23 protein-coding genes and 1 pseudogene are annotated in these 25,797 nt (G+C 67.1%); 8 read left to right on the top strand and 16 right to left on the bottom strand.

Annotated elements, in window-relative coordinates:
• Positions 1-2 precede the first annotated feature (2 nt).
• The 4 genes and pseudogenes from xdhC to JOF48_RS19310 all read left to right on the top strand — a co-directional run bounded on the left by xdhC (position 3) and on the right by JOF48_RS19310 (position 4,193).
• A complete protein-coding gene (gene xdhC, locus JOF48_RS19295) occupies positions 3-821 on the top strand; it encodes a xanthine dehydrogenase accessory protein XdhC (RefSeq protein ID WP_209683890.1) in 819 nt (272 codons plus the stop codon).
• Between the two features lie 517 nt (positions 822-1,338).
• Positions 1,339-1,632, top strand: a pseudogene (locus tag JOF48_RS19300) (ABC transporter permease subunit); the annotation flags it as partial.
• 72 nt (positions 1,633-1,704) lie between these two features.
• Positions 1,705-3,378, top strand: a complete 1,674-nt coding sequence (locus tag JOF48_RS19305) for a beta-N-acetylhexosaminidase (RefSeq protein ID WP_245346619.1) — start codon at positions 1,705-1,707, stop codon at positions 3,376-3,378.
• A complete protein-coding gene (locus tag JOF48_RS19310; RefSeq protein ID WP_342591313.1) occupies positions 3,375-4,193 on the top strand; it encodes an IclR family transcriptional regulator in 819 nt (272 codons plus the stop codon). The genes JOF48_RS19305 and JOF48_RS19310 overlap by 4 nt, the downstream gene beginning before the upstream one ends.
• A 117-nt stretch (positions 4,194-4,310) precedes the next feature.
• On the opposite strand, the gene JOF48_RS19315 is transcribed toward JOF48_RS19310, so the two are convergent.
• From JOF48_RS19315 to JOF48_RS19330, 4 genes are read right to left on the bottom strand one after another with little or no spacing between them, the layout of a single operon-like run.
• Positions 4,311-5,705, bottom strand: a complete 1,395-nt coding sequence (locus tag JOF48_RS19315) for a GntP family permease (RefSeq protein WP_209683894.1) — start codon at positions 5,703-5,705, stop codon at positions 4,311-4,313.
• A 24-nt stretch (positions 5,706-5,729) separates the two neighbouring features.
• Positions 5,730-6,365 carry a bifunctional 4-hydroxy-2-oxoglutarate aldolase/2-dehydro-3-deoxy-phosphogluconate aldolase gene (locus tag JOF48_RS19320; RefSeq protein ID WP_209683895.1) on the bottom strand — a complete coding sequence of 212 codons (636 nt, stop codon included), beginning with the start codon at positions 6,363-6,365 and terminating at the stop codon, positions 5,730-5,732.
• Positions 6,362-7,993 carry an N-acyl-D-amino-acid deacylase family protein gene (locus tag JOF48_RS19325; RefSeq protein WP_209683897.1) on the bottom strand — a complete coding sequence of 544 codons (1,632 nt, stop codon included), beginning with the start codon at positions 7,991-7,993 and terminating at the stop codon, positions 6,362-6,364. The genes JOF48_RS19320 and JOF48_RS19325 overlap by 4 nt, the downstream gene beginning before the upstream one ends.
• 3 nt (positions 7,994-7,996) lie before the next feature.
• Positions 7,997-9,355, bottom strand: coding sequence for a type III PLP-dependent enzyme domain-containing protein (locus JOF48_RS19330; RefSeq protein ID WP_209683900.1), 1,359 nt, complete (start codon positions 9,353-9,355; stop codon positions 7,997-7,999).
• Between the two features lie 220 nt (positions 9,356-9,575).
• On the opposite strand from JOF48_RS19330, the gene JOF48_RS19335 reads away from it, so the two are divergent.
• The 4 genes from JOF48_RS19335 (at position 9,576) to JOF48_RS19350 (ending at position 12,790) form a co-directional block, all read left to right on the top strand.
• Positions 9,576-10,628 (top strand): sugar kinase, encoded by a 1,053-nt coding sequence (locus JOF48_RS19335; protein ID WP_209683903.1) that lies wholly within the window; start codon positions 9,576-9,578, stop codon positions 10,626-10,628.
• The gene (locus tag JOF48_RS19340) at positions 10,625-11,386 is read left to right on the top strand and encodes an IclR family transcriptional regulator (protein ID WP_209683905.1); all 762 of its coding nucleotides are present in this window, start codon (positions 10,625-10,627) and stop codon (positions 11,384-11,386) included. Before JOF48_RS19335 ends, JOF48_RS19340 begins: the two co-directional genes overlap by 4 nt.
• Positions 11,383-11,787 carry a RidA family protein gene (locus JOF48_RS19345; RefSeq protein WP_209683907.1) on the top strand — a complete coding sequence of 135 codons (405 nt, stop codon included), beginning with the start codon at positions 11,383-11,385 and terminating at the stop codon, positions 11,785-11,787. The genes JOF48_RS19340 and JOF48_RS19345 overlap by 4 nt, the downstream gene beginning before the upstream one ends.
• Positions 11,788-12,010: 223 nt before the next feature.
• On the top strand, positions 12,011-12,790 hold the full coding sequence (locus tag JOF48_RS19350; RefSeq protein ID WP_209683909.1) for a hypothetical protein: 780 nt from the start codon (positions 12,011-12,013) through the stop codon (positions 12,788-12,790).
• A gap of 118 nt (positions 12,791-12,908) precedes the next feature.
• Here the strand turns inward: JOF48_RS19350 and JOF48_RS19355 are convergent, their stop codons facing one another.
• The 12 genes from JOF48_RS19355 to JOF48_RS19410 all read right to left on the bottom strand — a co-directional run bounded on the left by JOF48_RS19355 (position 12,909) and on the right by JOF48_RS19410 (position 25,593).
• Positions 12,909-13,454 carry an AMIN-like domain-containing (lipo)protein gene (locus JOF48_RS19355; protein WP_209683911.1) on the bottom strand — a complete coding sequence of 182 codons (546 nt, stop codon included), beginning with the start codon at positions 13,452-13,454 and terminating at the stop codon, positions 12,909-12,911.
• 373 nt (positions 13,455-13,827) lie between these two features.
• Positions 13,828-14,226, bottom strand: a complete 399-nt coding sequence (locus tag JOF48_RS19360) for a rhodanese-like domain-containing protein (protein WP_209683913.1) — start codon at positions 14,224-14,226, stop codon at positions 13,828-13,830.
• Between the two features lie 198 nt (positions 14,227-14,424).
• A complete protein-coding gene (xerD, locus tag JOF48_RS19365; RefSeq protein WP_342591315.1) occupies positions 14,425-15,396 on the bottom strand; it encodes a site-specific tyrosine recombinase XerD in 972 nt (323 codons plus the stop codon).
• Positions 15,393-16,085, bottom strand: a complete 693-nt coding sequence (locus tag JOF48_RS19370) for an NUDIX domain-containing protein (RefSeq protein WP_209683915.1) — start codon at positions 16,083-16,085, stop codon at positions 15,393-15,395. Before JOF48_RS19370 ends, xerD begins: the two co-directional genes overlap by 4 nt.
• Positions 16,086-17,792, bottom strand: a complete 1,707-nt coding sequence (locus JOF48_RS19375; protein ID WP_209683917.1) for a CTP synthase — start codon at positions 17,790-17,792, stop codon at positions 16,086-16,088.
• Positions 17,793-17,852: 60 nt separating this feature from the next.
• Positions 17,853-19,580 (bottom strand): DNA repair protein RecN, encoded by a 1,728-nt coding sequence (gene recN / locus JOF48_RS19380; RefSeq protein WP_209683920.1) that lies wholly within the window; start codon positions 19,578-19,580, stop codon positions 17,853-17,855.
• Entirely contained in the window at positions 19,577-20,668 is a 1,092-nt protein-coding gene (locus JOF48_RS19385) for an NAD kinase (RefSeq protein ID WP_209683930.1), read from the bottom strand. Before JOF48_RS19385 ends, recN begins: the two co-directional genes overlap by 4 nt.
• 10 nt (positions 20,669-20,678) lie before the next feature.
• Complete coding sequence (locus tag JOF48_RS19390; protein WP_209683932.1) at positions 20,679-21,491, bottom strand: TlyA family RNA methyltransferase; 813 nt, start codon at positions 21,489-21,491, stop codon at positions 20,679-20,681.
• Positions 21,488-21,715: a hypothetical protein gene (locus JOF48_RS19395; protein WP_209683934.1), complete on the bottom strand. Its 228-nt coding sequence runs from the start codon at positions 21,713-21,715 to the stop codon at positions 21,488-21,490. The genes JOF48_RS19390 and JOF48_RS19395 overlap by 4 nt, the downstream gene beginning before the upstream one ends.
• Positions 21,708-22,709 carry an HAD-IIA family hydrolase gene (locus tag JOF48_RS19400; protein ID WP_342591316.1) on the bottom strand — a complete coding sequence of 334 codons (1,002 nt, stop codon included), beginning with the start codon at positions 22,707-22,709 and terminating at the stop codon, positions 21,708-21,710. The genes JOF48_RS19395 and JOF48_RS19400 overlap by 8 nt, the downstream gene beginning before the upstream one ends.
• Positions 22,699-23,718, bottom strand: a complete 1,020-nt coding sequence (locus JOF48_RS19405) for a tetratricopeptide repeat protein (RefSeq protein ID WP_342591317.1) — start codon at positions 23,716-23,718, stop codon at positions 22,699-22,701. Before JOF48_RS19405 ends, JOF48_RS19400 begins: the two co-directional genes overlap by 11 nt.
• A 1,386-nt stretch (positions 23,719-25,104) precedes the next feature.
• Positions 25,105-25,593, bottom strand: a complete 489-nt coding sequence (locus tag JOF48_RS19410; RefSeq protein ID WP_209683938.1) for an SRPBCC family protein — start codon at positions 25,591-25,593, stop codon at positions 25,105-25,107.
• Positions 25,594-25,797: the final 204 nt, after the last annotated feature.

A 25,797-nucleotide genomic window follows, 5' to 3' on the forward strand; every position in this document is an offset into this window, starting at 1 on the left:
CCATGGACTGGCTTGAAGCAGCCACGCACCTGCGCAGCCTGAACGAGCCGGCGGTCATCGCCACGCTCGTCCAGGTGCGCGGCCACGCACCGCGGGAACCGGGGGCCAAGATGGTGGTCTCCGCCGCCGGCTCCTGGGGAACTGTCGGAGGCGGCAACTTTGAGGCCGAGGTCATCGACCGCGCGCGTGAACTGATGTCGGGCGGAACAGGCGGCCCGGAGCTCATGTCCTTTCCGCTCAGCGACAAGGCGCCCACCCGGCACGGCGTGCAGTGCTGCGGCGGGGAGGTCTCGGTGCTGCTGGAGCTGCTGCCCTCCCGCCGCACGGTCGCTGTCTTTGGCATGGGGCATGTCGGCTTCGAAATAGCCCACATCCTGTCCCGGCTGCCAATCGACCTGGTGCTCGCGGACTCCCGCCCGGACGCCGTCGAGCCCGCAAGGATGGAACCGCTGACCCGCGGGCCGGCCACCACCACCATCCACCATGCCCCGGCGCCCGAGACCGTGCTGCAGGGGCTGCCGGCCGGGGCGGCGGTGCTCGTGCTCACGCACGACCACGCCGAGGACCTCATCCTCTGCGACACGGCCCTGCGCGCGCAGGCGGCCGGGGCGGGTCCGGGCTACCTCGGGCTGATCGGCTCCCGCAGCAAGTGGCAGCGGTTCCGCAAGCGGCTCCTGGAGGAAGGGCACACCGAGGAGGAGCTGGCCCGCATCACCTGCCCCATCGGCCTCGCGGAAATCACCGGCAAGGAACCCATCAGCATTGCGGTCGGTGTCGCCGCAGACCTCGTACTGCGCTGGGAGCGGGAAAAGGACTCCTGAAGCATCGCCGGCTCCCGGCACGGCGGAGGCACGGGACCAAAACGGCGGAAAACCCGCACCCGGGCGGGACAGCCGAGACGCAGTCGGCGGACCTGACATTTTTTCAGGCCCCGGGCGGCCAATTCGAGGTGCCTGCGGCGTCCGCCACAGCGCAGGGAAAACACATTTTCACCAGGCCCACAGCTGCACAACCGGCACCGAAAATCCAATATTCAACATTAGGTTTTGCAGGGCAAAACATTCATTCTTTGTACTTCCAGCACCGGCCGGCGCACTTCTATGGTCATCTCATGCCGGCGGCCAGCGCCGCAGGCGGCAACCAACGTCCACGCAAACCATGGAGCCAGCCGTGAAGTTCACACGGTCCCAGATGTTCAAGGCCGCCTTCAGCGACCCCTCCAACGCCCCCGATGTGACCGAGTTCGGCAACACGGACCTGGCCGGCCATGTGGGCGCCAATTGCTTCGCCATGGGCGATCTTTGCGCACTCGTTGCCGGCTTGGACGCGGCCACGTCTTGGATGTTACGCAGCTTTGTCGCGGCAGTGCCCGTGGAATTGGGGGAAGCCGCTAAGCTCGACGGCGCCAGCAGCTTTCGTTTTGTCCGCTCCGTGCTCTTCCCCCTGGTTGCGCCCGGCGTGGTGGCCTGCTCCGAGTTTTCCGTCATCTCCACCTGGAACGACTTCCTGTTTGCCAAGACGTTCATCATCTCGGCGCAGGAAAATTCCATCATGACCGACCCGGTGCTGATCTTCTTCATCGCCGTACAGCGCAGGCTCGTCTCCGGCTTGGCCGGCGCCGTGAAGGGATAGCCGTACGGGCACCGCCCCGCCGGCAACCACCACAACTCCAGTACCCACCCCATTTCAACAAAGGATGCTTCATTGACTGCCCCCAACCTGGTCCCCGTCCCCTGGTCCCTTCAGGACAACCCCCTGGGTGCCGCCGTGCGCCTCGATGGCGGCACCACCCTGTCCAGCGATCCGCAGCTGGCCCCGGCCAGGCGCTGGCTGGCGCGTGCACTGGGCGCGGCCACCGGATGGGACCTGCCGCCGCATGCCGCCGGCACCGAAGCGGCCGACATTGCCTTCGTCCTCGACGGATCATTGGCGGAGGAGGGCTACACGCTCACCGTGGATGCCACGGTGCAGGTCCGTGCAGCCGGCAGCGCCGGAGCCTTTTATGCCGCCCAGACACTGCTGCAGCTGCTCGGTGCGGGCGCATTCCGCCAGGCACCGCTCGCAGAAAAACAGGCCTGGCTGCTGCCGGCCCTGACCATCGCGGACAAGCCCCGGTTTGGCTACCGCGGCGTCATGCTCGATGTGGCACGCCACTTTCTGCCCAAGGATGACGTGCTGCGGTTCATTGAGGTGGCAGCCATGCACAAACTGAACATCCTGCACCTGCACCTCAGCGATGACCAGGGCTGGCGTATGGAAATCAACCGCTACCCCCTGCTGACGGAGGTCGGCGCCTGGCGGCGGGAATCCTCCCTGGGCGCCTGGCGCGCCGGCGTCTACGACGGCCAGCCGCACGGGGGCTTCTACACGCAGGACGACCTGCGTGAAATTGTGGCTTTTGCCGCCGAGCGCAACATCACGGTCATCCCGGAAATTGATGTTCCCGGACACAGCCAGGCCGCCATCGCGGCGTACCCGGAACTGGGGCCGGCCGGCGGACCCGTGGAGGTGTGGACCCGCTGGGGCATCAACACCACGGTCCTGGATCCCAGCGACTTCGCCGTGGACTTCTACAAGAACGTCCTGGATGAGGTCATGGACATCTTCCCGTCCCCGTGGATCAGCGTCGGGGGCGACGAGGTGCCGCCCGGGCAGTGGGAGGCCGGCACCGCGGCGCGGGACAAGGCTGCGGCCCTGGGCCTGGACTCGGTCGCGGGGCTGCACGGCTGGTTCATCGCCCAGCTGGCGGAGCACCTTCAGGCCGCGGGCCGCAAGACTGCCGTGTGGGACGAGGTGGGCGAATTCGGCCTGCCCGACGGCGTCCTCGTCCATGCCTGGCGCGGCAGCCAGGGCGGCCTGGACGCCCTGGCCGGCGGCCACGACGTCGTGGTCTGTCCTGAGCACCGCCTCTATCTTGACCACCGCCAGGCCGACGGCGACGGCGAACCCGTGCCGGTCGGCTTCGTCACCACGCTGGAGGATGTCTACAGCTACGACCCCTCCGAGGGTATGGCAGGCGGGGAATTCCCGGGCCGCCTGCTGGGGGCCCAGGCCAACATTTGGACAGAGCACCTGCCCACGGCCCGCAGGGTCGACTATGCGGCCTACCCCCGGCTCAGCGCCCTGGCCGAAGTCTTTTGGTCCAATCCATGGCGGCGCGACTTCAGCGAGTTCCAGGGCCGGCTCACCGGCGGCCACCTCGACCGGCTGGCGGCCATGGGAGTCGAGTACCGCCCGCTGGACGGCCCGCTTCCTTGGCAGCAGCGGCCCGGAATTGCCGGGTGGAAGAGGGACTACGAGCAGGAATGCCGGGATGCGGCGGCCGGTATCGCCGTCGGCGAACCCACCGGAACCGGCCTGCAGGCCGACGCACTGTGACCGCAGCCGCCCCCGCCGGCGAGCAGCGCAACACGTCCTCGTCCCTTCGCAAGGCCCTGCTGCTCCTTGACGTGGTGTCCAGCCACGCCCCTGCGGACGGGCTGGCCCTGGCCGAGCTGGCGGATCTTTCGGGGATCAACAAGAGCACGCTGCTGCGCCTGGCCGGGCCCCTCATTGACGAGAACCTTGTGGAGCGGGACAGGGCCACGGGCCGGTTCCGGCTGGGGTTTGGCAGCCTTCGGCTGGGGCAGTCGTACCTTGATTCCCTGGACCTGCGCAGCTCCGCCAACGAGGAACTTCGCGCACTCATGCGCACGACCTCCAACACGGTCCACCTCGTGGTGCTGTCCGGACATGATGTGGTCTACCTGGACAAGGTCGAGGACGAGGCCACAGTGCGCATGGCCTCCCGGGTTGGCGCATCCATGCCCGCCTATTGCACCGCCGTGGGCAAGGCCATCATGGCCTTTAGCCCGGACGAGGTGGTGGGCCCCATCCTTGCCGCGCCGTTGGCCGCCATCACGCAGCGAACCATCACGGATCCGGCTGCCCTGAGGCTCGAACTCACCGCGGTGCGGCGCCGCGGCTACTCGGTCGACGACCGTGAAAACGAGCCCGAGGTCCGCTGCGTGGCCGCCCCCATCTTCAACCACGACGACCACGTGGTCGCCGCGCTGAGCGTGTCCTCCCTGGCCTCGCGCATGACCCCCGCCAAGGTCAGGGAGGTGGGGCCCATGGCAGCGGGGGCGGCGCTGCGCATCTCTGCCAGGCTTGGCTCGCGCAAGGCCGCATCGATGCTCACGTCCCAGTCCTGAGCCGAAGCGTCGTTCCCTGCGGTCCGGCAGCAGCGCAGGCGCCAAAAGCACGACGGCGGGTGCCCACCTTCCATGTCAAAGGTGGGCACCCGCCGTCGAAAATTTCTATGTGCGGTGCTAGACGAACTGCCAGATCAGGGCAGCCATGCCAAAGCCCACCACGGAAAGGACGGTTTCCAGCACGGTCCACGTCTTCAGGGTGTCCTTGACGGACATGTTGAAGTACTTGGAGATGATCCAGAAGCCGCCGTCGTTGACGTGGCTGGCAATGACGGAGCCCGAGGCGATGGCCATGACAACCAGGGCCAGCTGCGGCTGTGAATACCCGGCGGCGAGAACGCTGGGGGCCAGGATGCCGCCGGTGGTCACGATGGCCACCGTGGCCGAGCCCTGGGCAATGCGCATGCCGGCGGAGATGACGAACGCGGAGAGCAGCAGCGGCAGGCCGGCGGTGGACAGGGAATCGGCCACGGCCTTGCCCACACCGGTTGCCCCCAGCACGGCGCCGAAGAAGGCGCCGGCACCGACCACGAGCAGGATCATGCCTACGGGACGCAGCGAGGTGGAGGTCAGCTCGGCCAGATCGTCCCGGCTCATGCCGCGGCGTGTGCCCAGCAGCCACATGGCCAGCAGCACGGCCACGGTCAACGCGATGGCCGGGTTGCCAAGGAACTGCAGGGTGGTGCGCAGGCCGCCGTCGGGCAGGGCAATGTTGCCGAAGGTGCCGCCCAGGATCAGGATCATGGGCGTGCCGATGGCCAGGAGGACGGTGCCCAGGGAGGGATCCCCCAGCGCCTTGGCCTGGTCCGACTCCGGCAGGACGCTGTCCTCGGGAACGTTCACCATGACGCGCTTGCCAATCCAGGTCCCCCAGAGGATGCCGGAGGCAAACCAGGCCGGAATGCCGCAGGCCAGGCCCATGATGATGATCCAGCCCAGTTCCACGTGGAAAAGCCCGGCAGCGGCAACGGGGCCTGGGTGCGGGGGCAGGAACGCATGGGTGACTGACAAACCGGCCAGCAGCGGCAGTGCATAGAGGGCCAGCGACTTCCCGCCCTTGATGGCGGCAACATAGACCAGCGGCGCCAGAACGAAGATGCCGATGTCGAAGAAGACGGGGATGCCCAGCACAAAGCCGGTGATGCCCATGGCCAGGGGCGTGCCCTTTTCGCCAAAGATCTTCACGAGCCGGCCCAGCAGCACTTCCGCGCCGCCGGAGCGTTCCAGGATGGCGCCCAGCACCGTGCCCAGGCCGATGATGACCGTGATGTGGCCCAGGATTCCGGCGAAACCCTTTTCAATGATGGCGTCGCTGCTCTTGGTGGCCGAACCGACCAGGTCCTGCACGGACACGCCGCCGGCCAGTGCCACCAGGACACCCACCACCAGCAGGGCAATAAACGGTTCCAGCTTGACCTTGATGATCAGGACCAGGAGGAGGGCAATTCCCAGACCGGCCAGGAGCAACAGCCCTGCCGTGTCGTGGTGCAGCCAGTTAACAAACTCTGTCATGAGGGAACTTTCCAAAGAGGACGATTAGCGAAGAATGCTGGTGAACGCTGCGGCGCGTTCGGTGATGTCTGCCCAGGTGCCGGCGGCGACGACGGCGGGCGGCACCACTGCCGTGCCGCAGCAGACGGCGAGGGCGCCGGCGGCCAGGAAGTCCTGGGCGTTGGCGGCGTTGATTCCCCCTGAGGGAAGCAGCTTGATGCCCGAGTAGGGGCCCTGAAGGTCCTTCAGGTAGGCCGCACCCATGGCACTGGCCGGGAAGATCTTCACGACGGCGGAGCCCAGGTCCAGCGCCATGGCCACCTCGGTGGGGGTCAGCGCGCCCAGGGAGAAGGGAATGCCGGCGTCGGCGGCCACGCGGGCCACCTCGGGACGGATCCCCGGCGTCACCAGGAACTGGGCGCCGGCATCAATGGCTGCCTTGGCCTGGTCGGCGGTCAGGACCGTGCCCACACCCACCACGGCGCCATGCTCGGCCGCGGTGTCCGCGGCACGGGCAACATGCTTGAGCAAGTTGGGGGTGGTGTAGGTCAGTTCAACCCCGGAGATGCCTCCGGCCACCAGTGCGCGGCAGAGTTCTGCGGCGTCGGCAATGTCGGGGGCGCGGACCACGGCAATGGTGCGGTCTGCCTCGAGACGGGCAATGAATTCGGTGTTGTTCATGGGGTGGATCGGGTTCCTTCCGGGGTGCGGCGCAGTGCCCTGCCGGCGAGTGCACCGGTGGGCTTGCCTGCCTCGATGGCGGCAATGCCGTTGACAAAGACGTAGTGGATGCCGGTCGCGGCCTGGCGGGGTTCGGCAAAGGTGGCCGTGGCGTTGACGGTTTCCGGGTCAAAGAGGACCAGGTCGGCGGCAAAGCCCGCGCGGACCAGGCCGCGGTCCACCAGCTTGAGCCGCGCGGCGGGGCGGCCGGTGAGGTGGTTGACGGTTTCTTCCAGGGTCAGCAGGCCGAGTTCGCGGCTGTAGTGGCCCAGGTAGCGCGGGAAGGTTCCCCAGGCACGGGGATGTGGTTTTCCGCCCACCAGGATGCCGTCGGAGCCCCCGGTGTGGGTCTTGTGCACCATGATGGCCCGAACATTTTCCTCGTGGCCCACGTGCTGCAGGATGCCGGTGGCCATCTTGTCACGCAGCAGGATGTCAACGAAGACGTCAAACGCGTCCTGCCCCGACTCGGCGGCAATCTGGGCCACGGTCTTGCCCACAAACGCATCCAGCCCCGGGTTCTTGACTCCGGATATTTCCAGCGTCTCCCACTCGGCCACCACGCCGTGGCAGCCGTCGGAGCCATAGATCTCAACGTTCTCACGAATGTGCATCAGCGTGTCCGGATCGCGGAGCCGTGCCATGGTGGGCTCCGATCCGCCGGCGGAGGCCCAGCTGGGCAGGATCGCGGACAAGGTGGTGGCGCCCGGCAGGTAGGGGTACGTGTCCAAGGTGATGTCCACGCCGTCGTCGAGGGCACGGTCGATGAGCCCCAGCAGGTCTGGGGCGCGGCCCTTGTTCGGGGCAAAGTTCATGGTGGCGTGGGAGAGGTGCAGGGCGCATCCAGTGTCGCGGCTGAGCTCAATCATCTCGTCATATGCCTCAAGCGCCCCCTTCCCGTAGGAGCGGTGGTGCGGGGCGTAGAAGCCGCCGAACTCGGCCACCGTGGAGCACAGTTGCGCCAACTCCTCCGTGGTGGCGTACATGCCGGGCGTGTAGGTCAGCCCGGAGGACATGCCAACGGCACCCTCGGCCATGCCCTGGCGGATGACGGCCTGCTGCGCGGCGATCTCCCCCGCAGTGGCCTCGCCCTCGCCAAAACCGCGCACCATGGCCCGGACTGTGCCCTGGGGAATCAGGTAGGCCGCGTTGGTGGCGATTCCCTGGTCGAGCCGGTCCAGGTACTCCCCCACCGTGCGCCAGTTGAAGTCGAAGTCCTCGGGGTTGTCGTTCCAGCCGGCGATCTTTTGCCGCACGCCGTCGAGCGTCACGTCGTCGATTGGAGCGTAGGAAAGCCCGTCCTGGCCCAGCAGCTCAGTGGTGACGCCCTGGCTGATCTTGGCGTAGTGCCCAGGGTTCAGGAACAGCTGCAGGTCCGAGTGGGCGTGCATGTCAATAAATCCGGGACTGAGGACCAGTCCAGTGGCGTCGATGGCGTCCGCATCCATGGCGTGCGTGCCGGGCGCCGCAATGCTGTGGATGGCGCCGTTTTCAAGGACGACGTCAGCGGCGAACCTGGGTGCGCCGCTGCCGTCAACAACGGTTGCGTTGGCAATGATGGTGCGCCTGGCGGCGGTTGGGGCGGCCACGACTTAGAAGAACGTGTGGATGAGATCCACCACGCGGTTGTCGCTGCCGGTGTCCGCCAGGACGGGAATCAGGGTCCATTTGTCAAAGGCCGTGCACGGGTGGGACAGGCCCAGGCGGACCACGTCGCCGATGTTCACCGTGGTGGTTTCAGGATCGTAGCGCAGGAAGCAGTGCTGGTCGTTGACGGCGCTGATGCTGGCCCCGGCCAGCACCGCCATCGGCCCGCCCAGGGACGTGCCCAGCATCTGCGGCTCCGGCAGGCCCTCGTCCACGGGCATGTCGCGCTTGCCGGCGTCGAGGATGGCCAGGCCAGGCTCCGGGGAGGAGACCACGCGGGCCCAGGCGTGCATGGCGGAGACAAACGGCGCCGCTCCGGAGCCGGCCTGCGCACCGCGGGAGAAGGGGGAAATCCCGCGGTAGAAACCGTCGTCGTGCACCATGTAGGCACCGCTGCGGATGATCACGTTGGTGCGCGGACCCCCGTTTGAGCCGTCGGAGGAGCAACCGGCCAAGACATCGACCACATCGTCAAAGTAGGCGCTGCCGCCGGCCGTGATGATGATCTCGGCGTCCTGCGCGTAGAGGTTCTCGGCCAGCAGCTGCTCATGGAGGTCCTTGATGCGGGACAGGTAGCCGCGCACGGCGGTGAGTGCGCCGGCGTCGGCAGTGTGGGCCAGCGAACCTTCATAGCCGCCCACACCGACCAGGCGCAAATGCTTGGCCGCGTCGACGGCCCGGGCAACCTCAAGGGCCTGGGCAACAGTGCGGATGCCGGTGCGGCCGCCGTTTCCACCCAGTTCCACTATCACGTCAATGACGGAACCGGGGCTTGCTGACAAAACGCTCTCCTGCAGTGCCACGGTCTGCAGTGAGTCCACCCAGGACACCACCGAGAAATCCGGCCCCTGTGTCGCCGCCAGCCACGTGATGGCGGCGGGGTCGGTGAGGCTGTTGGCAACCATGACGCGCCGGAGCCCAAAGGCGTGTCCCACGCGCAGTTGGGAGGCGTTGGCCAAGGTGATGCCCCAGGCGCCGTGTTCAAGCTGTTCGCGCCACATTTGCGGCGCCATGGTGGTCTTGCCGTGGGGAGCCAGCAGCACGCCCCTGCTGGCACACCAATCCGCCATGAGGTCAACGTTCGCGGCCATGGCGGCGGCGCCAAGGGTCAGCAGCGGCGTTTGCAGCTCGCCCAGGGAAACGCCGGAAGCCACGAAACTGCCGGCACTGCGGCCGTGGGACGTGGCCGGAACAGCCTTGTATTTCCAGTCCAGTTCAATCTCATCCAGCGCATCCACCATGGCGGAATTGATCGCTGGGACAGGGGTGGCCCCGTTGCCCGCTGCTGCTTGTGTGCTGCCCATTGCTACTTCCCTTCACGGGCCGCCAATCTGGCCTCGTTGCGTATTTTGCAACGCTAGTTGCAAACTCACCAAGAGCATGTCTAACATGGTCAGGATTCGCCCGTCAAGATGGGAATGGGATGCCGGGCACGGCTTGGGCTGTGCCACATCGCATCGCAGCACTCCCCTTTGACGGGCGACGCCAACCGCCAAACCGTGTGAAAGGAAGTGCAGAAGGTTCATGCTTTCAGTTGTTTGCATCGGAGAGACGATGGCCATGCTCACCCCCACACACCAGGTCCCGCTGGCCGAGGCCACGGAACTGTTCTATGGAGTTGGCGGCGCCGAATCCAACGTGGCCATGGGCCTTGCCGCCATGGACATTGACGCCCACTGGGTGGGCCGCGTGGGCCGCGACGGTTTTGGCACGCGCATACTCAATGACCTTTCCGCCCATGGCGTGGGCGTCACCGGCGTCGAAATCGACGATGAACTGGCCACGGGCCTGTACGTGAAGGTGCCGGCCCCTGCCGGCTCAGGCACGGGCGAAAGCTCCGTGCTGTACTACCGCAAGGGCTCGGCAGGCTCAGCCATGGGCCCCCACATGCTGGAGAACCCGGACGTTGCGGCACTGCTGGAACGAGCCTCCCTCATCCACCTCAGCGGCATCACGGCAGCACTCTCGCAGGACTGCCGTGACCTGCTGGCAGGCCTGCTGGCGCTGCCGCGCAAGGGCCGGCTCGTGTCCTTTGACGTGAACTGGCGCGAAGCCCTCTGGACCCATGAAGACAAGGGCATCCTGCGAACCCTGGCCAACCAGGCCGATGTGGTGCTGGTGGGTGCCGATGAAGCCATCCCGGCGTTTGGCACCAATGACGAGGCACAACTGCGCGCCATGTTGCCGGATCCGGAGGTGATCGTACTCAAGAATGCGGACATCTCGGCCATTGCCCTGATGCGCGACGGCGCACGGGTGGAGGTGCCGTCGCTGAGCGTGTCGGTCCTGGAGCCCGTTGGCGCCGGTGACGCCTTTGCCGCGGGATACTTCAGCGGCATGTTGTTTGGCCTGGACCAGCGCTCCTCCCTGCGGCGCGGGCACGTGAGCGCTGCCGCCACCTTGACCGTCCCAGGCGACCGGGGCCCGCTTCCCGATCCCGGCGTGCTGGCGCGCATCCTCGCCTGCTCCGAGCAGGACTGGGCCGCGACGCATGTGGCACCGGGCCGGCTCGACTCCCCCGCGCTGGCGGCCGCCGGCAGCGCGGCAGCCGCACAGCCCGCAGGAGGCCTGCCATGAGCCAAAGCCTGGTCCGTGCCCTCGGCCTGCTGTCCCAGCTGGCGGAGGGGCCCGCAACCCTCGACGAATTGGCGTCGACCGCCGACGTCCACAAAACCACCGTAATGCGTCTCCTGCATTCACTGGAATCCGAACACTTCCTGGTGCGCAACGGCGCAGGCGAGTTCCAATTGGGCAGAAAGTTCTTTGAACTGTCCTCCCGCTCACTGGAGCAGCGCGACATCCGCCAGGTGGCACGGCCGCACCTGGCCAAGCTCAACGACGCAACCGGCCACACCGTCCACCTGGCCCGCCTCGAAGGCGCGGAGGTGGTGTACATCGACAAGTTTGAGTCGCACCACCCGGTTCGCATGTATTCGCGGATCGGGCTGACGGCGGCGCTGCATTCTGCGGCCGTGTCCAAGGTGATTCTTGCCGACATGCCACGCTCCCGGCAGGAGCACATTGCTGCCGGCTTGGACTACGTCAAGATGACCGAGAACACCCTGACCACCCCGGAGGCGCTGCTGGCCGAACTGGCCCAGGTGCATGAGCAGGGCTGGGCGCACGACAAGAGCGAGCACGAATCGTTCGTGCACTGCATCGCCGCACCCATTCGGGATGCCTCGGGCCTGGTGGTTGCCGCCGCGTCCTGCTCGGTGCCGGTGGTGTTGCTGAGCTATGAAGAGCTGTTGAAATTATTGCCCGCATTAACAACCGCGACGCAGGCCATCTCCCGTGACCTGGGCTGGGTCCCCTCTGAAAGGAACACTCAATGAGTGAAAAAACCATCGTATTGACCGAAAACGCCCCGGCCCCCGCCCACGTCTTCTCACAGGGCGTGAAGAAGGGCGGCCTGTTCCAGGTTTCCGGCCAGGGCCCCATGGACCCGGTGGCCAACGAGTACATCGGCGCCGGCGACGTCCGCGTCCAGACGCGCCGCACACTGGAAAACGTCAAGGCCATCTTGGAAGCCGGCGGCTCTAGCGTTGAGGATGTCATCATGTTCCGCGTCTACCTGACCACGCGCGACGACTTCCCGGCCATGAACGAGGTCTACGGCGAGTTCATCAAGGAAAACGTCCCCAGCGGAGCGCTCCCGTCCCGCACCACGGTCTTCGTCGACCTGCCGCACGAGGTCATGCTCGTGGAAATCGACGCCCTCGCCGTCACCGCGTAGGGGCCCACCTTTCAACTGCGGCGCACCGCGTGCCCGGTCAAGTCGATGGCTGTGACCGGGCCCTTGGTGTGCCGCAGTTTTTTGTGCACGACGGCGACCAGCGGCTTGCGCTGCGTGCGCCCGTGTAGTCTTGGCGGCACAGCCGTGTTGACACCTGGCGGGGTTGCAGGCACGGCTCCAGCTCCCCACGAAGGCGGGAATTGATGCTCCGGAGGACCAGCAGATGACGGGCTACGTCTACGCCGTGCCGCGCGCACTTGAATTTCCCGTTGGCCGGCCGTTGGACCTGCCAGTGGGTTTGGCCGATGAAATCGAGCGCCACTGGACGGGCAGCAAACTGCGTTCGCCCCACATTTTTGACGGAGAAATCCTCAACGCCACGAGTTTGGCCCATGGCCCCGGCCAACAGGCCCAAATCCTTCTCCGCCCAGCACGCTTCTCGCACTATCTCTACGGACAGGCCAACAAGCTTCCTTCCCGGGACATGTGCCGTTCCGTGGCCGTCAACGCCGTCATGAAAACAGTTGACAACTTCTACGTTCTGGCACGCATGGGAGCGGGCTCAACGTTCCAGCGCCGCATAAAATTCATCGGCGGGGCTGCCTCCCCCGAAGACATCCGGGACGGTCTTTTCCAGCCCAAACAGTGCCTGGCGCGTGAGTTTTCCGAAGAACTGGGCTTGGCCATGCCTGATGTTGCCGGCGAACCTTTTCGCCCCCACTTCACCACGCGCCCCTCTTTCAACATCCTAAACGTCAGCTACCAGCTCAACCTGAAGGTGGGCAGGGGCGCCCTCGAAGAGGCAGCCAATTTCGCCTCTGACCGGACGTCGGCCGGGCCGGCCGAGGTGGACGAACTGCTGTTCCTGGAGTCGACGGAGGCGGGCCTGGCCGCTTTCCAGGACAGTTGGGCAGGTGACTGCCTCGACTATGTCCTCCCGCTTCTGCAGGCGCTCGTGGCGGGCGGGAATGCAGGCCCGCTCCGTGAAGACATGTTCCGCTGACGAGGCCGGACTCCTGGCCGCGACTGCAGCGAGGAGCATGGTCCTGGGCAAACAGGGAGGCGCCGCCGTCGTGCGTGAAAAGCACGACGCCGGCGCCTCCCGGCTTTCGAATCGGCTGCTACCAGCGGTGGGCCACATCAACGACGATCCGGGTGGTGTCGCCCGGGCCGTGGAGCACAAACGCCCTGAACGGCAGCCGGGCCCGGACACCCAGGCCCAGGGACGTCCGGCCCTCAAAGCTGCCTGCCAGCGCCACCTGGCGGAACGTTGAGTAACCTGCCACGTTGGAGAGTTCGTTGCGGTTGGCCGGCAGGTACGTGGGCTGGCCGGCCGCGTTGTAGGCCGGGTCCAGCACCGTTACCTGCAGGAAGGCGCCGCCCCGCAGCGGGACCACATCGCCCTTGCCGGGGGACGTAACCGCGGAGACATAGCGGACAGCATATCCGCTGGCACTGCCCTTGATGTCAACCACCAGGCGGTCGAAGCAGTCCTGGCGCCCCGTGCGGACATTGGAAACAGTTGCGCTGGAGCCCGTGCCTGCCGACTTGGCCAGCGAGCCCCACGTAATGCCGCAATACGATGCGGCCTGGGCCGGCGCCGGGCCGGCAATGAGAAAAGCCGCGAGCAGCCCCGCAACTGCCAGCAATGTCTTAAGGAATTTCATTGAAAACACCTTCTAGGGGAACCGTGAACACCCTGTTGCACGGTGATTCAACGCTAGGCCCGCCCGCAATGCTGTGCACGGAGTCCGAGGAAAGATTCGCCCAACCGTTATGGCCGTTACCAACGGGGCGGCAAAAGTTATGCGTGTTTCTTTTTCTTGTGCACATCGCTGGTGACTTGGAGTATTTTCCGGGCACGGGCGCAACTCCGGGTGCAGCCGGCGGCGCGGGCAACGGTGCGCAACTTGTTACCTTGTTGCGGGGGCCAGCCGCGGCCCAAACATGCGTGGACCCGGGGCCCGATTCAGGAAAGGCCGGTCCGGTTGCCTACGCACCCGAACCGGCCTCGCAAAGGGCAGATACTCCGGCAGCGTCCTAGTCTGCGGTGACGAGCGGGTCGCCGGGACGGGACACCTCGCCGTCGGAGGTTTGAACAGGCAGCCCGTTCCGCTGCCAGTACTCGATCCCGCCGATCATTTCCCGGACCGGATAGCCCAGCTCGGCAAAGGCCAGCGCTGCGAAGGTGCTGCCGTTGCAGCCCGGCCCCCAGGAGTACACCACAACGGGCGTGCCGCCCGGAATCAGCACATGGGCCTGCTCTGCAACAAGCGCAGTGGGCAGGTGCAGGGCGCCGGGCACATGCCCGTGCTCCCACGAGGCGTGGCGCCGGGTGTCCACGAGCACGAACGCGCCGGAGCCGAGTCCGGCGTGGACCGCCATGACGTCGATCTCGAACGAGAGCTTGTTGCGAAAATATGCGGCTGATTCACTCATGTTCCCAGCATAGGGCCGCGGCGCTTCATGGGACCGGCGGGCCCGACTACGGCGGATCGGGCCCGACCTGCGACAGCGTTTGAAAGGAACCAACGATTGCTGCGCTGGCGTTTGGAAAATACCAGCCATTGCTGCGCTGGCGTTTGGAAAATACCAGCCATTGCTGCGCTGGCGTTTGAGGGTGTTGCGGGAGTGGGATTAGCCGAGTGCGCGGGGGTGGGCCGCTGCGTAGACTTCGCGCAGTGTATCCGCCGTCACCAGGGTGTACACCTGCGTCGTGGTGACGGAAGCGTGGCCCAGGAGTTCCTGCACCACGCGGACGTCGGCCCCGCCCTCCAAGAGGTGCGTGGCAAAGGAGTGGCGCAGAGTGTGCGGGGATACATCCGCCTCCACCTGGGCGTGTTCGGCGACGGCTCTCAGGATGGTCCACACGCTCTGCCGGCTGAGCCGGCCGCCGCGGGCGTTCAGGAACAGTGCCGGGGTGCCCTTGCCCTTGGCCACCAGTGCCGGCCGGCCCCGGACCAGGTAGGCCTCAAGAGCCCGGAGCGCATAGGAGCCAATCGGCACGATGCGTTCCTTGGATCCCTTGCCGAACAGCCTCACCAGGGAGGGGCCGTCGTCGGGCGAATCCGGAAACACGAGGTCGTCCACGTCCAGGCCCACGGCCTCGCTGATGCGCGCACCCGTGGAGTACAGGAACTCCAGCATGGCCGCGTCCCGCAGCCCTGTGGGCGTGTCGGTGCCCGCCGATTCCAGGATCCGGGTGACGTCGTGGACGCTGATGGCCTTGGGGAGGCGGCGTCCGGGCTGCGGCGGATGGATGTCGGCAGCAGGGTCGGTCTCGCAGACGCCCTCGAGCGCCCAGAACTTGTGCAGTCCGCGCACTGACACGATGGTGCGCGCCACCGAACGCATGCCAAGCGCGGAACCGCCGTCGTCGCCGTCGGACAGGCCCTGGGCAAACTCACTGACGTGGCGCCGCGCCACCTGGCCCGGGGCGGTGAGCCCGGCAGCCGCCAGGAACGCTTCGTAGCGGCGCAGGTCGCGCTGGTAGGCGGCCAAAGTGTTGGGCGCGAGCCCGCGTTCCACCCCGACATGCTGGAGGTAGTCGGCGATGGCGCGCGCCAGCGCCGTGGGGGCTCCCCCGCCGCCGGCGCCCTGGTTGGTCACTGCCGGCGTTGGGACGGATGCTCGGGCCAGGGCGCATCGCCCGGGCGCAGGTCCGCAAAGCCGTTGCGGGCTGCCTGTGCCGCGGCCAGGATCCCGACGACGGCGGACGGATTGTGTATGTGCCCGGCCAGGACCGCTGCGGCAGCCTCCTCAAGGCCGACCCACGCAAACTCGATTTCAGCTTCCTCGTCGGTGCGCACGTGGCGCCGGTCCTCCGGCACCTCCGTGATGCCGCGGGCCAGGTAGATCCTTATGGCCTCGCTGGAGGAGCCGGGTGAGTTGAAGAAGTCGGTCAGGACGTGCCATTGGGCAGCCTCAAGGTCGGCTTCCTCGGCGAGTTCGCGGGCGGCGCCGGCGACGAAGTCCTCACCTTCAACGTCCAGCAGGCCGGCGGGAACTTCCCACAGGTTCATCTGGACGGGGTGGCGGTACTGGCGCAGCAGCAGCACCTGCTGTGCCTCGTTCAGCACCACCACGGCCACGGCCCCGGGATGGTCAATGTAGTCCCGGGTCAGCGGGGCGGAGCCAGGCGTCAGTGAAAACGTATCTGAAACGATGTTCCAAATGCGCCCCTGGTACACCGTGGACTGCGAATGCAGCGTCCGGCGGCTTTCTTCGTCAGAAACGGCCGGAGTCAAAGGGCCGGAGCCGGGCTGGCCTTCAGTCCCCGGTGCACCAAGGTGTGTCATTTAGACCTCCAGCAGCCGGGTGGCGTTCTGGCGCTCGAGTGCGGCGGCCACGAGTCCGGCAAAGAGCGGGTGCGGCCGGGTGGGGCGCGAGCTCAGTTCCGGGTGGGCCTGCGTGGAGACGTAGTACGGGTGGACTTCGCGGGGAAGTTCCACGTACTCGACCAGCTTGCCGTCGGGCGAGGTGCCGGAGAACACCAGGCCTGCCGCGGCGATCTGCTCGCGGTACTTGTTGTTGACCTCGTAGCGGTGGCGGTGGCGTTCGGAGACGTCCGTGGTGCCGTAGGTTTCAGCAACGACGGAGCCTTCGGTGAGCACGGCCGGGTAAAGTCCGAGGCGCATGGTGCCGCCGAGGTCGCCCTTGCCGTCCACAATGTCCTGCTGCTCTTCCATCGTGGCGATGACCGGGTAGGTGGGGTTCTCATCAAACTCGGATGAGGACGCGCCTTCCAGGCCAACCACGTTGCGGGCGTATTCGATGACCATGGACTGCAGGCCCAGGCACAGGCCCAGGGTGGGCACCTTGTTTTCGCGGGCGAACTTCAGCGCGCCGAGCTTGCCTTCAAGCCCGCGGATGCCGAAGCCGCCGGGAACGCAGATGGCGTCGACGCCGTCCAGCGCCTTGCGGGCGCCGGCCTCAGTGGCGCAGTCGTCGGAGGGGACCCAGCGGATCTTGACCTTGGTGGCGTTTGCGAAGCCGCCGGCACGCAGGGCCTCCGTCACGGACAGGTAGGCGTCCGGCAGGTCGATGTACTTGCCGACCAGGGCGATCTCGATGTGGTGGGCCGGGTTGTGGACCACTTCAAGGAGCTTGTCCCACTTGGTCCAGTCGACGTCCTTGAACGACAAGCCAAGGGCCCGCACGATGTATGAGTCCAGGCCCTGGGCGTGCAGGGTCTTGGGGATGTCGTAGATGCTGGCGGCGTCGGGGCAGCCGATGACGGCCTCAACGTCCACGTCGCAGGCGCGGCCGATTTTGGCATGCATGGCGTCGGGCAGGACACGGTCCGAGCGGAGGATGATGGCGTCGGGCTGGATGCCGAGTGAGCGCAGCGCAGCAACGGAGTGCTGGGTGGGCTTGGTCTTCAGTTCCTGGGAAGGACCGATGTACGGCACCAGGGAGACATGGGCAAAGAACACGTTGCTGCGGCCCACGTCCTGGCGCACCTGGCGTGCGGATTCCAGGAACGGCTGGGACTCGATGTCGCCCACCGTGCCGCCAATTTCGGTGATGATGACGTCCGGGGCGTTCTCGCCCTCGGCGGGCAGGCGCATCCGGCGCTTGATTTCATCGGTGATGTGCGGGATGACCTGCACGGTGTCGCCCAGGTACTCGCCGCGGCGCTCCTTGGCAATCACCGTGGAGTACACCTGGCCTGTCGTGACGTTGGCCGAGCCCTCGAGGTTTTCATCGAGGAAGCGCTCGTAATGGCCAATGTCCAGGTCCGTTTCGGCGCCATCGTCGGTGACGAAGACCTCGCCGTGCTGGAAGGGATTCATTGTGCCCGGATCCACGTTGAGGTAGGGATCGAGCTTTTGCATTGTGACCGACAGGCCGCGTGCCCGCAGAAGGTGACCGAGGCTGGAAGCCGTCAGTCCCTTGCCGAGCGAGGACGCGACTCCGCCGGTGACGAAGATGTGTTTGGTCGTCTTGGACTGACCACTGAACCGGGAATTTGATCGTTGCACCACGGGATTCGAGCCTATCATCTAATGAGCGGATTTAGTGTCGGGGACGGCGCCTGGTTTTCACCGGGGCGGGCCAAAAAGTCATTTGTTGGGGCGTGCCGCCTGCGCCAAAAGTTCCTTGGCGTGGGCCTGTGCGGTCGCGGAATCCTCCTGCCCTGCCAGCATTCGGGCCAATTCCACGACCCGTTCCTCGTACGTCAGAATCTTCACATTGCTGGTGGTAATCCCTGCTGAGTTTTTACTCACAGAGCTCTTCGTCACCAGCACGTGCTGGTCCGCAAAGGCCGCGACCTGCGGCAGGTGCGTCACCACCAGGACCTGGACATGCTCCGCCAGCATGGCCAGCCTGCGGCCAATTTCCACGGCCGCCTTGCCTCCCACACCGGAGTCAACCTCGTCGAAAACAAAGGTGGGGACGGGGTCGACGGCGGCCAGCACCACTTCCAGCGCCAGCATCACCCGCGACAGCTCGCCGCCCGAGGCCCCCTTGCCGAGCGGGCGGGGGGACGCCCCGGCGTGCGGGGCCAGCAGGAAGGCGATGTCGTCCTCGCCGTGGATGCTGCGGTCGGCGGCGGAGATCTCAATGACCAGCCGTGCATCCGGCATCGCCAGCGCCTTCAGCTCGGCACTGACGGCCTTGGACAGCTTCTCGGCAGCCTTGCGGCGCAGCGCCGTCAACTCCCCCGCCTTCACGGCCAGCTCGGCGAGGGCGCCGGCCTCTTCCACTTCCAGGGTCTCGATCCGGCCGGAGTCGTCGCTGAGCTCGGCCAGCCGGATCCGTGCGGCGTCTGCCCACTCGATGACGCCGTCGATGCTGGGCGCGTATTTGCGCACCAGGACGGCCAGTTCCCCGCGGCGGTCCTCCACCTCGGCGAGCCGCCCGGGCCCCTCGGAATCAAGCGAGGTGGCGTAGCTGGCGAGGTCGCGGGCGATGTCCGCCAGCAGGTACCCCACCTCTGAAAGCCGCTTGGTGGTGGACAGCAGCTCCTCGTCCGCCTCCGAAACCGTCTCCACCAGCCGCTTTGCCGTGTCAACAAGGGTGGCGGCGTCGGGGCTGTCGCCATAGTCGGTGGCGCTGAGGGCCTCGTGCGCGCCGAGCGCGGCCTTGCGCAGCTCCTCCACGTTGCCCAGCTTCACGGCCTCGGCCTTGAGGAGTTCGTCCTCGGCCGCAAGAGGTTCGACGGCGTCGATCTCGGCCAGGGCTGTGGTCAGGGACTCGGCCTCGCGCAGCCGTTCCCGGCTGGCCGAGCGCAGTTCCGCCAGTTCCGCCTGCACGGCCCGCCACCGTTCAAACACGTCCCGGTAGCCTCGCGCCGTGGCGGTGAACCCCTTGTGCGCCTCGGCGGCAAACTTGTCCAGCGCCAGCCGTTGCGCCGACGGGTTCTTCAACCGGATCTGGTCCGACTGCCCGTGCACCGCCACCAGCGCCTCCCCCAGCTCGGTGAGCACGCCGATGGGTGCGCTGCGTCCGCCCACATGCGCCCTGCTGCGCCCGTCGGATCCCACGGTGCGGGCCAGGATCAGCTGCGCGCCGCCGTCGAACTCGTCAATGTCGGCACCGGCCTCGAGCGCCCGGACGAGGGCCGGATGCCCGGCGGGCAGGGTCAGGGTGGCTTCGGCGGAGGCGTTCCTGGCACCGTTGCGCACCGCCCCGGCGTCGGCCCTGTTGCCCAGGAGAAGCCCGACGGCGGTCACCACCATGGTCTTTCCGGCGCCGGTCTCGCCGCTGACAACGCTCAGTCCGGGCCCCAGCGGCAGGGTGGATTCCGAGATGACCCCAAGGTCGCGGATCCGGATTTCCTCGATCACGAATGGTCCTCCCCATAAAAGTTGGTGGTCCCGGAATAGGCGGTTGCGGGCGGCGCGACTGTCAGGTCCGGCAGTTCCGCCAGGCGCCCGCCGGGTGTCCCGCCCCCGGCAGGCTTGGTCAGCGGCGTCTTGGGTTTGGGCGGCTTGATGATGGGCAGTTGCGTGGTGGGCGGCTCCGCCTGTTCCGGGGTGGGCCCGCGCCAGCCCTGGACGGGAAGTTCAAACTTGCGCACGAGCCGTTCGGAGAACGTTGACTGCTGGGTGCGTGCCAGCTTCACGGGCTTCGGTGAGCGGGTCACCTCGATGCGTGCCCCCGGCAGCAGGTCCACGGTGCGGCGGCCGTCGCACCAGATGACGCCGTAGGCGCCGTTGCGGGTCAGCACCTCCACGGCCAGCGTGGATGAGGGAGACACCACGAGGGGCTTGGCGAAGAGGGCGTGGGCGCTGATGGGCACCATGAGCAGGGCTTCCACCCCGGGCCACACGACGGGGCCGCCGGCGGAAAACGCGTAGGCGGTGGAACCGGTGGGTGTGGCCATGACCACGCCGTCACAGCCGAAGGAGGTCAGCGGACGCCCGTCGACTTCCGTGACCACTTCAATCATGCGTTCGCGGTTGCCCTTCTCCAGCGCCACCTCGTTCAGCGCCCAGGTGTGGGCCACGACCTTGCCGGCCACCCGGACAATCACGTCCAGGCACATGCGCTCCTCCACCGAGTAGCGGCGCTGCACCACGGCGGCGACGGTCTGGATGAGCTCCTCCCGCTCGCTTTCGGCCAGGAAGCCCACATGGCCCAGGTTCACGCCCAGCAGCGGGACATCGTAGTCGCGGACGATCTCGGCGGCGCGCAGGATGGTGCCGTCGCCGCCCAGGACCATGACCAGTTCAATGTCGGCGAGCGTGACGTCCCGGTCCAGGATCTCCATCTTGACCCCCGACACGCCCAGGTAGCCGGTGAGGTCGGCCAGCTCGTCGGCGTACATGACAGGCACGATCGCGTTGGCATGAAGCTCAACGCAGGCCTCCAGGGCCGCCAGCATCGACTCCTCGCGGCCCGTGTGGGCCAGAATCAAAACGCGCCGTGTCATGTGTAATCCCTTATCCTTGCGGCCAGATTTCGGCCAGCAGCGTCTCCACGGCCGGCCCTTCCCCTTCGATCTTATGCGCAGGGTACGACACAACCTTGGTGGCCAGCAGAAAATACTCCATGTTGCCGTCCTGGCCCGGCAGTTCGCTCACGCCGAGCCCCTGCAGGGCCAGCCCGTTCGCGACGGCGGACGCGGCAACGAGGGCCACCGCCCGGCGCCGTTCATTCTCGCTGCTGACGACGCCGGTTCTCGCCAGGCGCTCCCGGCCCACCTCAAACTGCGGCTTGACCATGAGCAGAAGGCTCCCGCCTTCCTTCGTGGCGCGGGCCAACGGCTCCATGACGAGGGTGAGCGAGATAAAGGAGAGGTCGCAGACCGTCAGGTCCACGGGCCCGCCGATGTCGGCAGGTGACATGTAGCGGATGTTCATCCCCTCATGGACGTCCACGCGGGGGTCGTGCCGCAGGGCCTCGACCAGCTGGCCGTGGCCCACATCAACAGCGGCGACGCGGGCGGCGCCGCGGCGCAGGAGGACGTCGGTGAACCCGCCGGTGGAAGCACCGGCGTCAAGGCAGCGCAGCCCGGCAGGGTCGACCTCGGGAAAGTGCGACAGGGCCCCGGCCAGCTTGTGGCCGGCCCTTGAGACATAGTCTTCACCGTCGCCGGGCAGGACCTCCAGCGGCGTCTCCGGCGTGACCGGCTGCGCGGGCTTGGCGGCAGGGTTCCCGTCCACAGTAACGCGGCCGGCCTTGATGAGCGTGGCCGCCACCGTGCGGGAGCGCACCAGTCCGCGGGCCACGAGTTCCGCGTCGAGGCGGCTCATGCGCGCTCCCCCGGTGTGTCGCCCGGAACGGGGACGGCGCCTTGCCCGGGGCCGCGCATTGCCGCTGCGGGGTCGGCGTCGAGTTCACGCTCCAGCCCGTCCAGCACCTGCGCATAGCGTTCCCGGTGCTCGCCTGCAGGCAGCTGCGCCGCCTGGGCCGCGTGGTCTACGAGGGCGTCAACAGCAGGGTCGCCCGTGGAGCCGCTGCCCAGGTGTTCAGACATGGCCGTTCGACCATTCCAGGACCGGGTCGGTGGCTTCCGCCGCGTGCGGCACGGCAGCCCACCAGGCGGCGCAGGCCGCGCGCCAGGCGTCACTGTCCGCAGGGTCGCCGTCAATGCGAATGGTGGTCCCGCCATCCACGACAGTCGCGGCAGCGGCACCGCAGGTGACCGTGGCGCCGTCGTGCATGATGTCCGGGTAGGGCTGGTAGAGCTGGGCAAGCGTGTCGATGATGAACTGCGGCCGCTCCTCTGTGCGGGCCCGCAGCGCAGTCTCGCCGGAATCGACGCCGGTCAGCACCAGCGCCGTGGCCATGCCGGCGTTGTTGCCGCCGAGGATGTCGGTGTCGAGGCGGTCGCCCACCACGACGGGCTTGCGGGCGCCGAGGCGTGCCGCTGCCGTGTGGAAGAGCGGCGCTTCCGGCTTGCCGGCAACGAGGGGGTCATGCCCGACGGCGGCGCGCACCGCCGCGACCAGTGTCCCGTTTCCGGGGGCCATGCCCCTGTCGCGGGGGATGGTCATGTCAGTGTTGGTGGCGATCCAGGTGGCGCCGGCATTGATGGCATAGGTGGCTTCGGCCAGGTCTGCCCAGCCGAGCTCAGGGTCGAAACCCTGGATAACGACATCGGGGTTGTCGTGCGCGCTGTCCACTACGGCCATGCCCAGCGCGGTGACTTCCTGGGCGAGCGCCAGGCTGCCCGTGACAAGGACCCTCGTGCCGGCCGGAAAGCGGCTCGCCAGTAGTGCCGCGCCCGCTTGTGCGGAGCTCACCACCTGATCGTCGTCGGCGGGGGCGCCGATTTCACGGAGATGTGCGGCGACCTGCGCCGGCGTACGTGAGGCATTGTTCGTCACGTACGCCAGCCCAACGCCCCGGCCGGACAAGCCGGCCAGGGCGTCGATGGCGCCGGGAATGGCGTGCGGGCCGGCATAAACAACGCCGTCCAGGTCCGCCAATACCGCGTCAAACCGGTCCAGCAAGGTTCTAGCGCTCACTGTCGGAGTCGTTGCCGGATTCCTCGCCTGCGCCGAATTCGTCGGTGCTGTCTTCATCGGACTCTGCCTCATCCGTGCTGTCTTCATCGGACTCGGCATCGTCTGATTCAAAGTAGGAAGATTCGGCGTCGTCCACATTGGTCTCATCCGCCTCTCCTGCCTGGGCATCGGCAGAGGTGAGTTCGGCAGCTGCGAGAGCGGCGTCGTCGTTCTTCACCGGCTCAACGGCGGGGTCCATGACATCTGCGACACGCACGCGGGGTGATTCCAGGGGGATCTCCTCGTCGTCACCGAGATCGATGATGATCTGGTCGATGCCTTCGTCAACGCCGAGGGCCTCTTCAGCCACGAGTGCCTGGCGCTCCCACACCTTTGCCTCGTCCTTGCGGTCGGCCGCGCGCAGCACCATGCCGTAGGCACGGAACAGGCGGGGGCTGAAGGAGAAGGCGCGGTTCAGGTCCAGCTGCGGGATTTCCAGTGCGGACAGTGCAGCGTCCAGGTCGCCCAGGTCGCCGCGGGCACCGGATTCGACAATGGCCAGTTCGACCTTGCCTGCAGTATCCAGGGTTTCTGCATCTTCGCTCTTGATGAGGTCGATGGCACGGTCGGGGCGGCCCAAACCGCGTTCGCAGTCGGCCATGAGGGGCAGGTGCACGTTGGAACCGCTGATGCGGCGGAACGTGCGCAGTTCTCGCAGGGCCTCGCCGTACTTGCCGGCCGCGTAGGCCGTCATGGCGACGGCTTCACGGACGCAGGCCAGGCGGCCGCCGCGGCGGCTTGCTGCCAGGGCGTGCTCGAAGGCGAGCTCGGGAACGAAGTCGATCAGGCGTCCGGCCATGACCAGGTGCTTGGAAACCCACTCGTTGTTGCGTGAGTCGAGGATGCGCAGCTGGGCGCGGGTTACCTTGTCCAGTTCCTCGCCCGTTACGTCAGGATCGATTTCCGGGGAACGGTCGCGGTCCGGACGGTTGGAGCTTCGCAGGTCCGCGGCGTTGCGCGGGGGCGCCACGCGGGGGCCGCGGTCTTCGCGGTTGCCGTGCGATTCGCGTGAGCTGCCGCGGTTGTCGCGGTCGCCGAAAGGCTTGCGGTCATTGTCGCGTGCCGGGCGTGCGCCACGGTCGTCACGGTTGCCGTACGGGCGGTCGCCGCCACGTGCAGGACGGGCATCCCGGTCGCCGTAGGAAGGGCGTGAGTCACGGTCACCGTACGGACGGCCACCCTGGCCACCAGCCGGGCGTGCGCCACGGTCGTCGCGGTTGCCGTAAGACGGACGGGAATCGCGGTCACCGTACGGACGGCCACCCTGGCCACCAGCCGGGCGTGCGCCACGGTCGTCGCGGTTGCCGTAAGACGGACGGGAATCGCGGTCACCGTACGGACGGCCACCCTGGCCACCAGCCGGGCGTGCGCCACGGTCGTCGCGGTTGCCGTAAGACGGACGTGAGTCACGGTCACCGTACGGACGGCCACCCTGGCCACCAGCCGGGCGTGCGCCACGGTCGTCGCGGTTGCCGTAAGACGGACGTGAGTCACGGTCACCGTACGGACGGCCACCCTGGCCACCAGCCGGACGTGCGCCACGGTCGTCGCGGTTGCCGTAAGACGGACGGGAATCGCGGTCACCGTACGGACGATCATTGCCGCGCGCGGGGCGGTCACCGTAGGGACGACCACCCTGGCCACCGCGGTCATCGCGATTACCGTAAGACGGACGGGAATCGCGGTCACCGTACGGACGGCCACCCTGGCCACCAGCCGGACGTGCACCGCGGTCATCGCGATTACCGTAAGACGGGCGTGAGTCACGGTCACCGTACGGACGGCCACCCTGGCCACCGCGGTTGTCGCGGTCACCGTAGGAAGGACGTGAGTCACGGTCACCGTACGGACGGCCACCCTGGCCACCAGCCGGGCGCGCACCACGGTCATCGCGATTGCCGTACGGGCGGTCGCCACCACGTGCAGGACGCTCGTCGCGATTGCCGTACGAAGGACGGGAGTCACGGTCGCCGTAGGGGCGACCACCCTGGCCACCGCGGTTGTCGCGGTCACCGTAGGAAGGACGTGAGTCACGGCCGCCGCGGTCGTCGCGTGAACCGTAGGGGCGGTCTCCGCCGCGTGCCGGACGTGAGTCGCGGTCTCCGGCCGGGCGGCCGCCCTGTCCGGTCCGTTCGCTGTAGGGACGCGCCTGCTGGCGGTCGTTTGTCGGGGGGCGATCGGCGTAGGGCCGGCCCTTGTTGTCGCCTCCGCGAGAGTTGTCCCCGCGCTTGCCGTCGTACTGCTCAGCCATGCCGACTCCTAAACCTTCGAGCGCACTAACTGGCACAGTAACAGCCGCTCTTCACTATTGATGTACTACATTAAAATCTCTGGACACATTGGTCCATCTACCAGTCTAGTCGAGTGAAACCGCTCCACCCATGAATCTGGCGTATCTGGACAAGATGAGTGGCCAATCACAGGCAAACGACCCCTCCCCCACCGACTCGGCGTCTTCCACCTGCTCGTAACCGACGCTCACGCGGGTCAAGCCGCCATCAACGGTCGAGAAGGAGACCTCCACCTCAGGGCCTTCCCCGGCTCCACCGTCCAGGATCCACCGCAATCCAAGATGCGCCGGCGCCTGCCAGTCGGCGATGTCCGCCCAGACGACCTCATCTCCATCCAGCGATTCCTCCACCAAATGATCCCGCAGGAGGGCCACGTGGCTGCCCTCACCAAAAACACTCTGGTCATCAACCGGCCACCACAGGTGAATCGCATCGGTGAAGCCGTCGAATGCCTGGTCCAGCGGGACATCAAGGAGAACGTCCAATTCACGCTGCTCGGACTCCAGCGGAGCCACATAGTCCGGCTCATGGGCGTGGGAGAAAAGATTCTGCATCAGGCAACCCTACCCCTCAATTCATCCCTCAGGCAGCCCCGCGGCCCTCGTCGCACGACGGCGGAGATTTGGCTTGCCGATCCTTCGGCGCCTTGGCGTTCTGGTGGCCGAGAAACGCAGTGGACAGCAGACAGCATCACCATGTTGTGTGGGTGGTTTAAGTGGGTGTGGCCGCCTGGTGGGGCGGCCGTGTGGTTTTGGTTG

This window comes from Arthrobacter stackebrandtii (assembly GCF_017876675.1).
Classification (GTDB): domain Bacteria; phylum Actinomycetota; class Actinomycetes; order Actinomycetales; family Micrococcaceae; genus Specibacter; species Specibacter stackebrandtii.

Coding starts and splice junctions, on each gene's coding strand:
- JOF48_RS19335 (WP_209683903.1), top strand. CDS start 9,576: ATGCTTTCAGTTGTTTGCATCGGAGAGACGATGGCCATGCTCACCCCC.
- JOF48_RS19355 (WP_209683911.1), bottom strand. CDS start 13,454: ATGAAATTCCTTAAGACATTGCTGGCAGTTGCGGGGCTGCTCGCGGCT.
- JOF48_RS19385 (WP_209683930.1), bottom strand. CDS start 20,668: ATGACACGGCGCGTTTTGATTCTGGCCCACACGGGCCGCGAGGAGTCG.
- JOF48_RS19410 (WP_209683938.1), bottom strand. CDS start 25,593: ATGCAGAATCTTTTCTCCCACGCCCATGAGCCGGACTATGTGGCTCCG.
- JOF48_RS19345 (WP_209683907.1), top strand. CDS start 11,383: ATGAGTGAAAAAACCATCGTATTGACCGAAAACGCCCCGGCCCCCGCC.
- JOF48_RS19315 (WP_209683894.1), bottom strand. CDS start 5,705: ATGACAGAGTTTGTTAACTGGCTGCACCACGACACGGCAGGGCTGTTG.
- JOF48_RS19395 (WP_209683934.1), bottom strand. CDS start 21,715: ATGTCTGAACACCTGGGCAGCGGCTCCACGGGCGACCCTGCTGTTGAC.
- JOF48_RS19340 (WP_209683905.1), top strand. CDS start 10,625: ATGAGCCAAAGCCTGGTCCGTGCCCTCGGCCTGCTGTCCCAGCTGGCG.
- xdhC (WP_209683890.1), top strand. CDS start 3: ATGGACTGGCTTGAAGCAGCCACGCACCTGCGCAGCCTGAACGAGCCG.
- JOF48_RS19370 (WP_209683915.1), bottom strand. CDS start 16,085: ATGACACACCTTGGTGCACCGGGGACTGAAGGCCAGCCCGGCTCCGGC.
- JOF48_RS19350 (WP_209683909.1), top strand. CDS start 12,011: ATGACGGGCTACGTCTACGCCGTGCCGCGCGCACTTGAATTTCCCGTT.
- JOF48_RS19360 (WP_209683913.1), bottom strand. CDS start 14,226: ATGAGTGAATCAGCCGCATATTTTCGCAACAAGCTCTCGTTCGAGATC.
- JOF48_RS19375 (WP_209683917.1), bottom strand. CDS start 17,792: ATGATAGGCTCGAATCCCGTGGTGCAACGATCAAATTCCCGGTTCAGT.
- JOF48_RS19320 (WP_209683895.1), bottom strand. CDS start 6,365: ATGAACAACACCGAATTCATTGCCCGTCTCGAGGCAGACCGCACCATT.
- JOF48_RS19330 (WP_209683900.1), bottom strand. CDS start 9,355: ATGGGCAGCACACAAGCAGCAGCGGGCAACGGGGCCACCCCTGTCCCA.
- JOF48_RS19390 (WP_209683932.1), bottom strand. CDS start 21,491: ATGAGCCGCCTCGACGCGGAACTCGTGGCCCGCGGACTGGTGCGCTCC.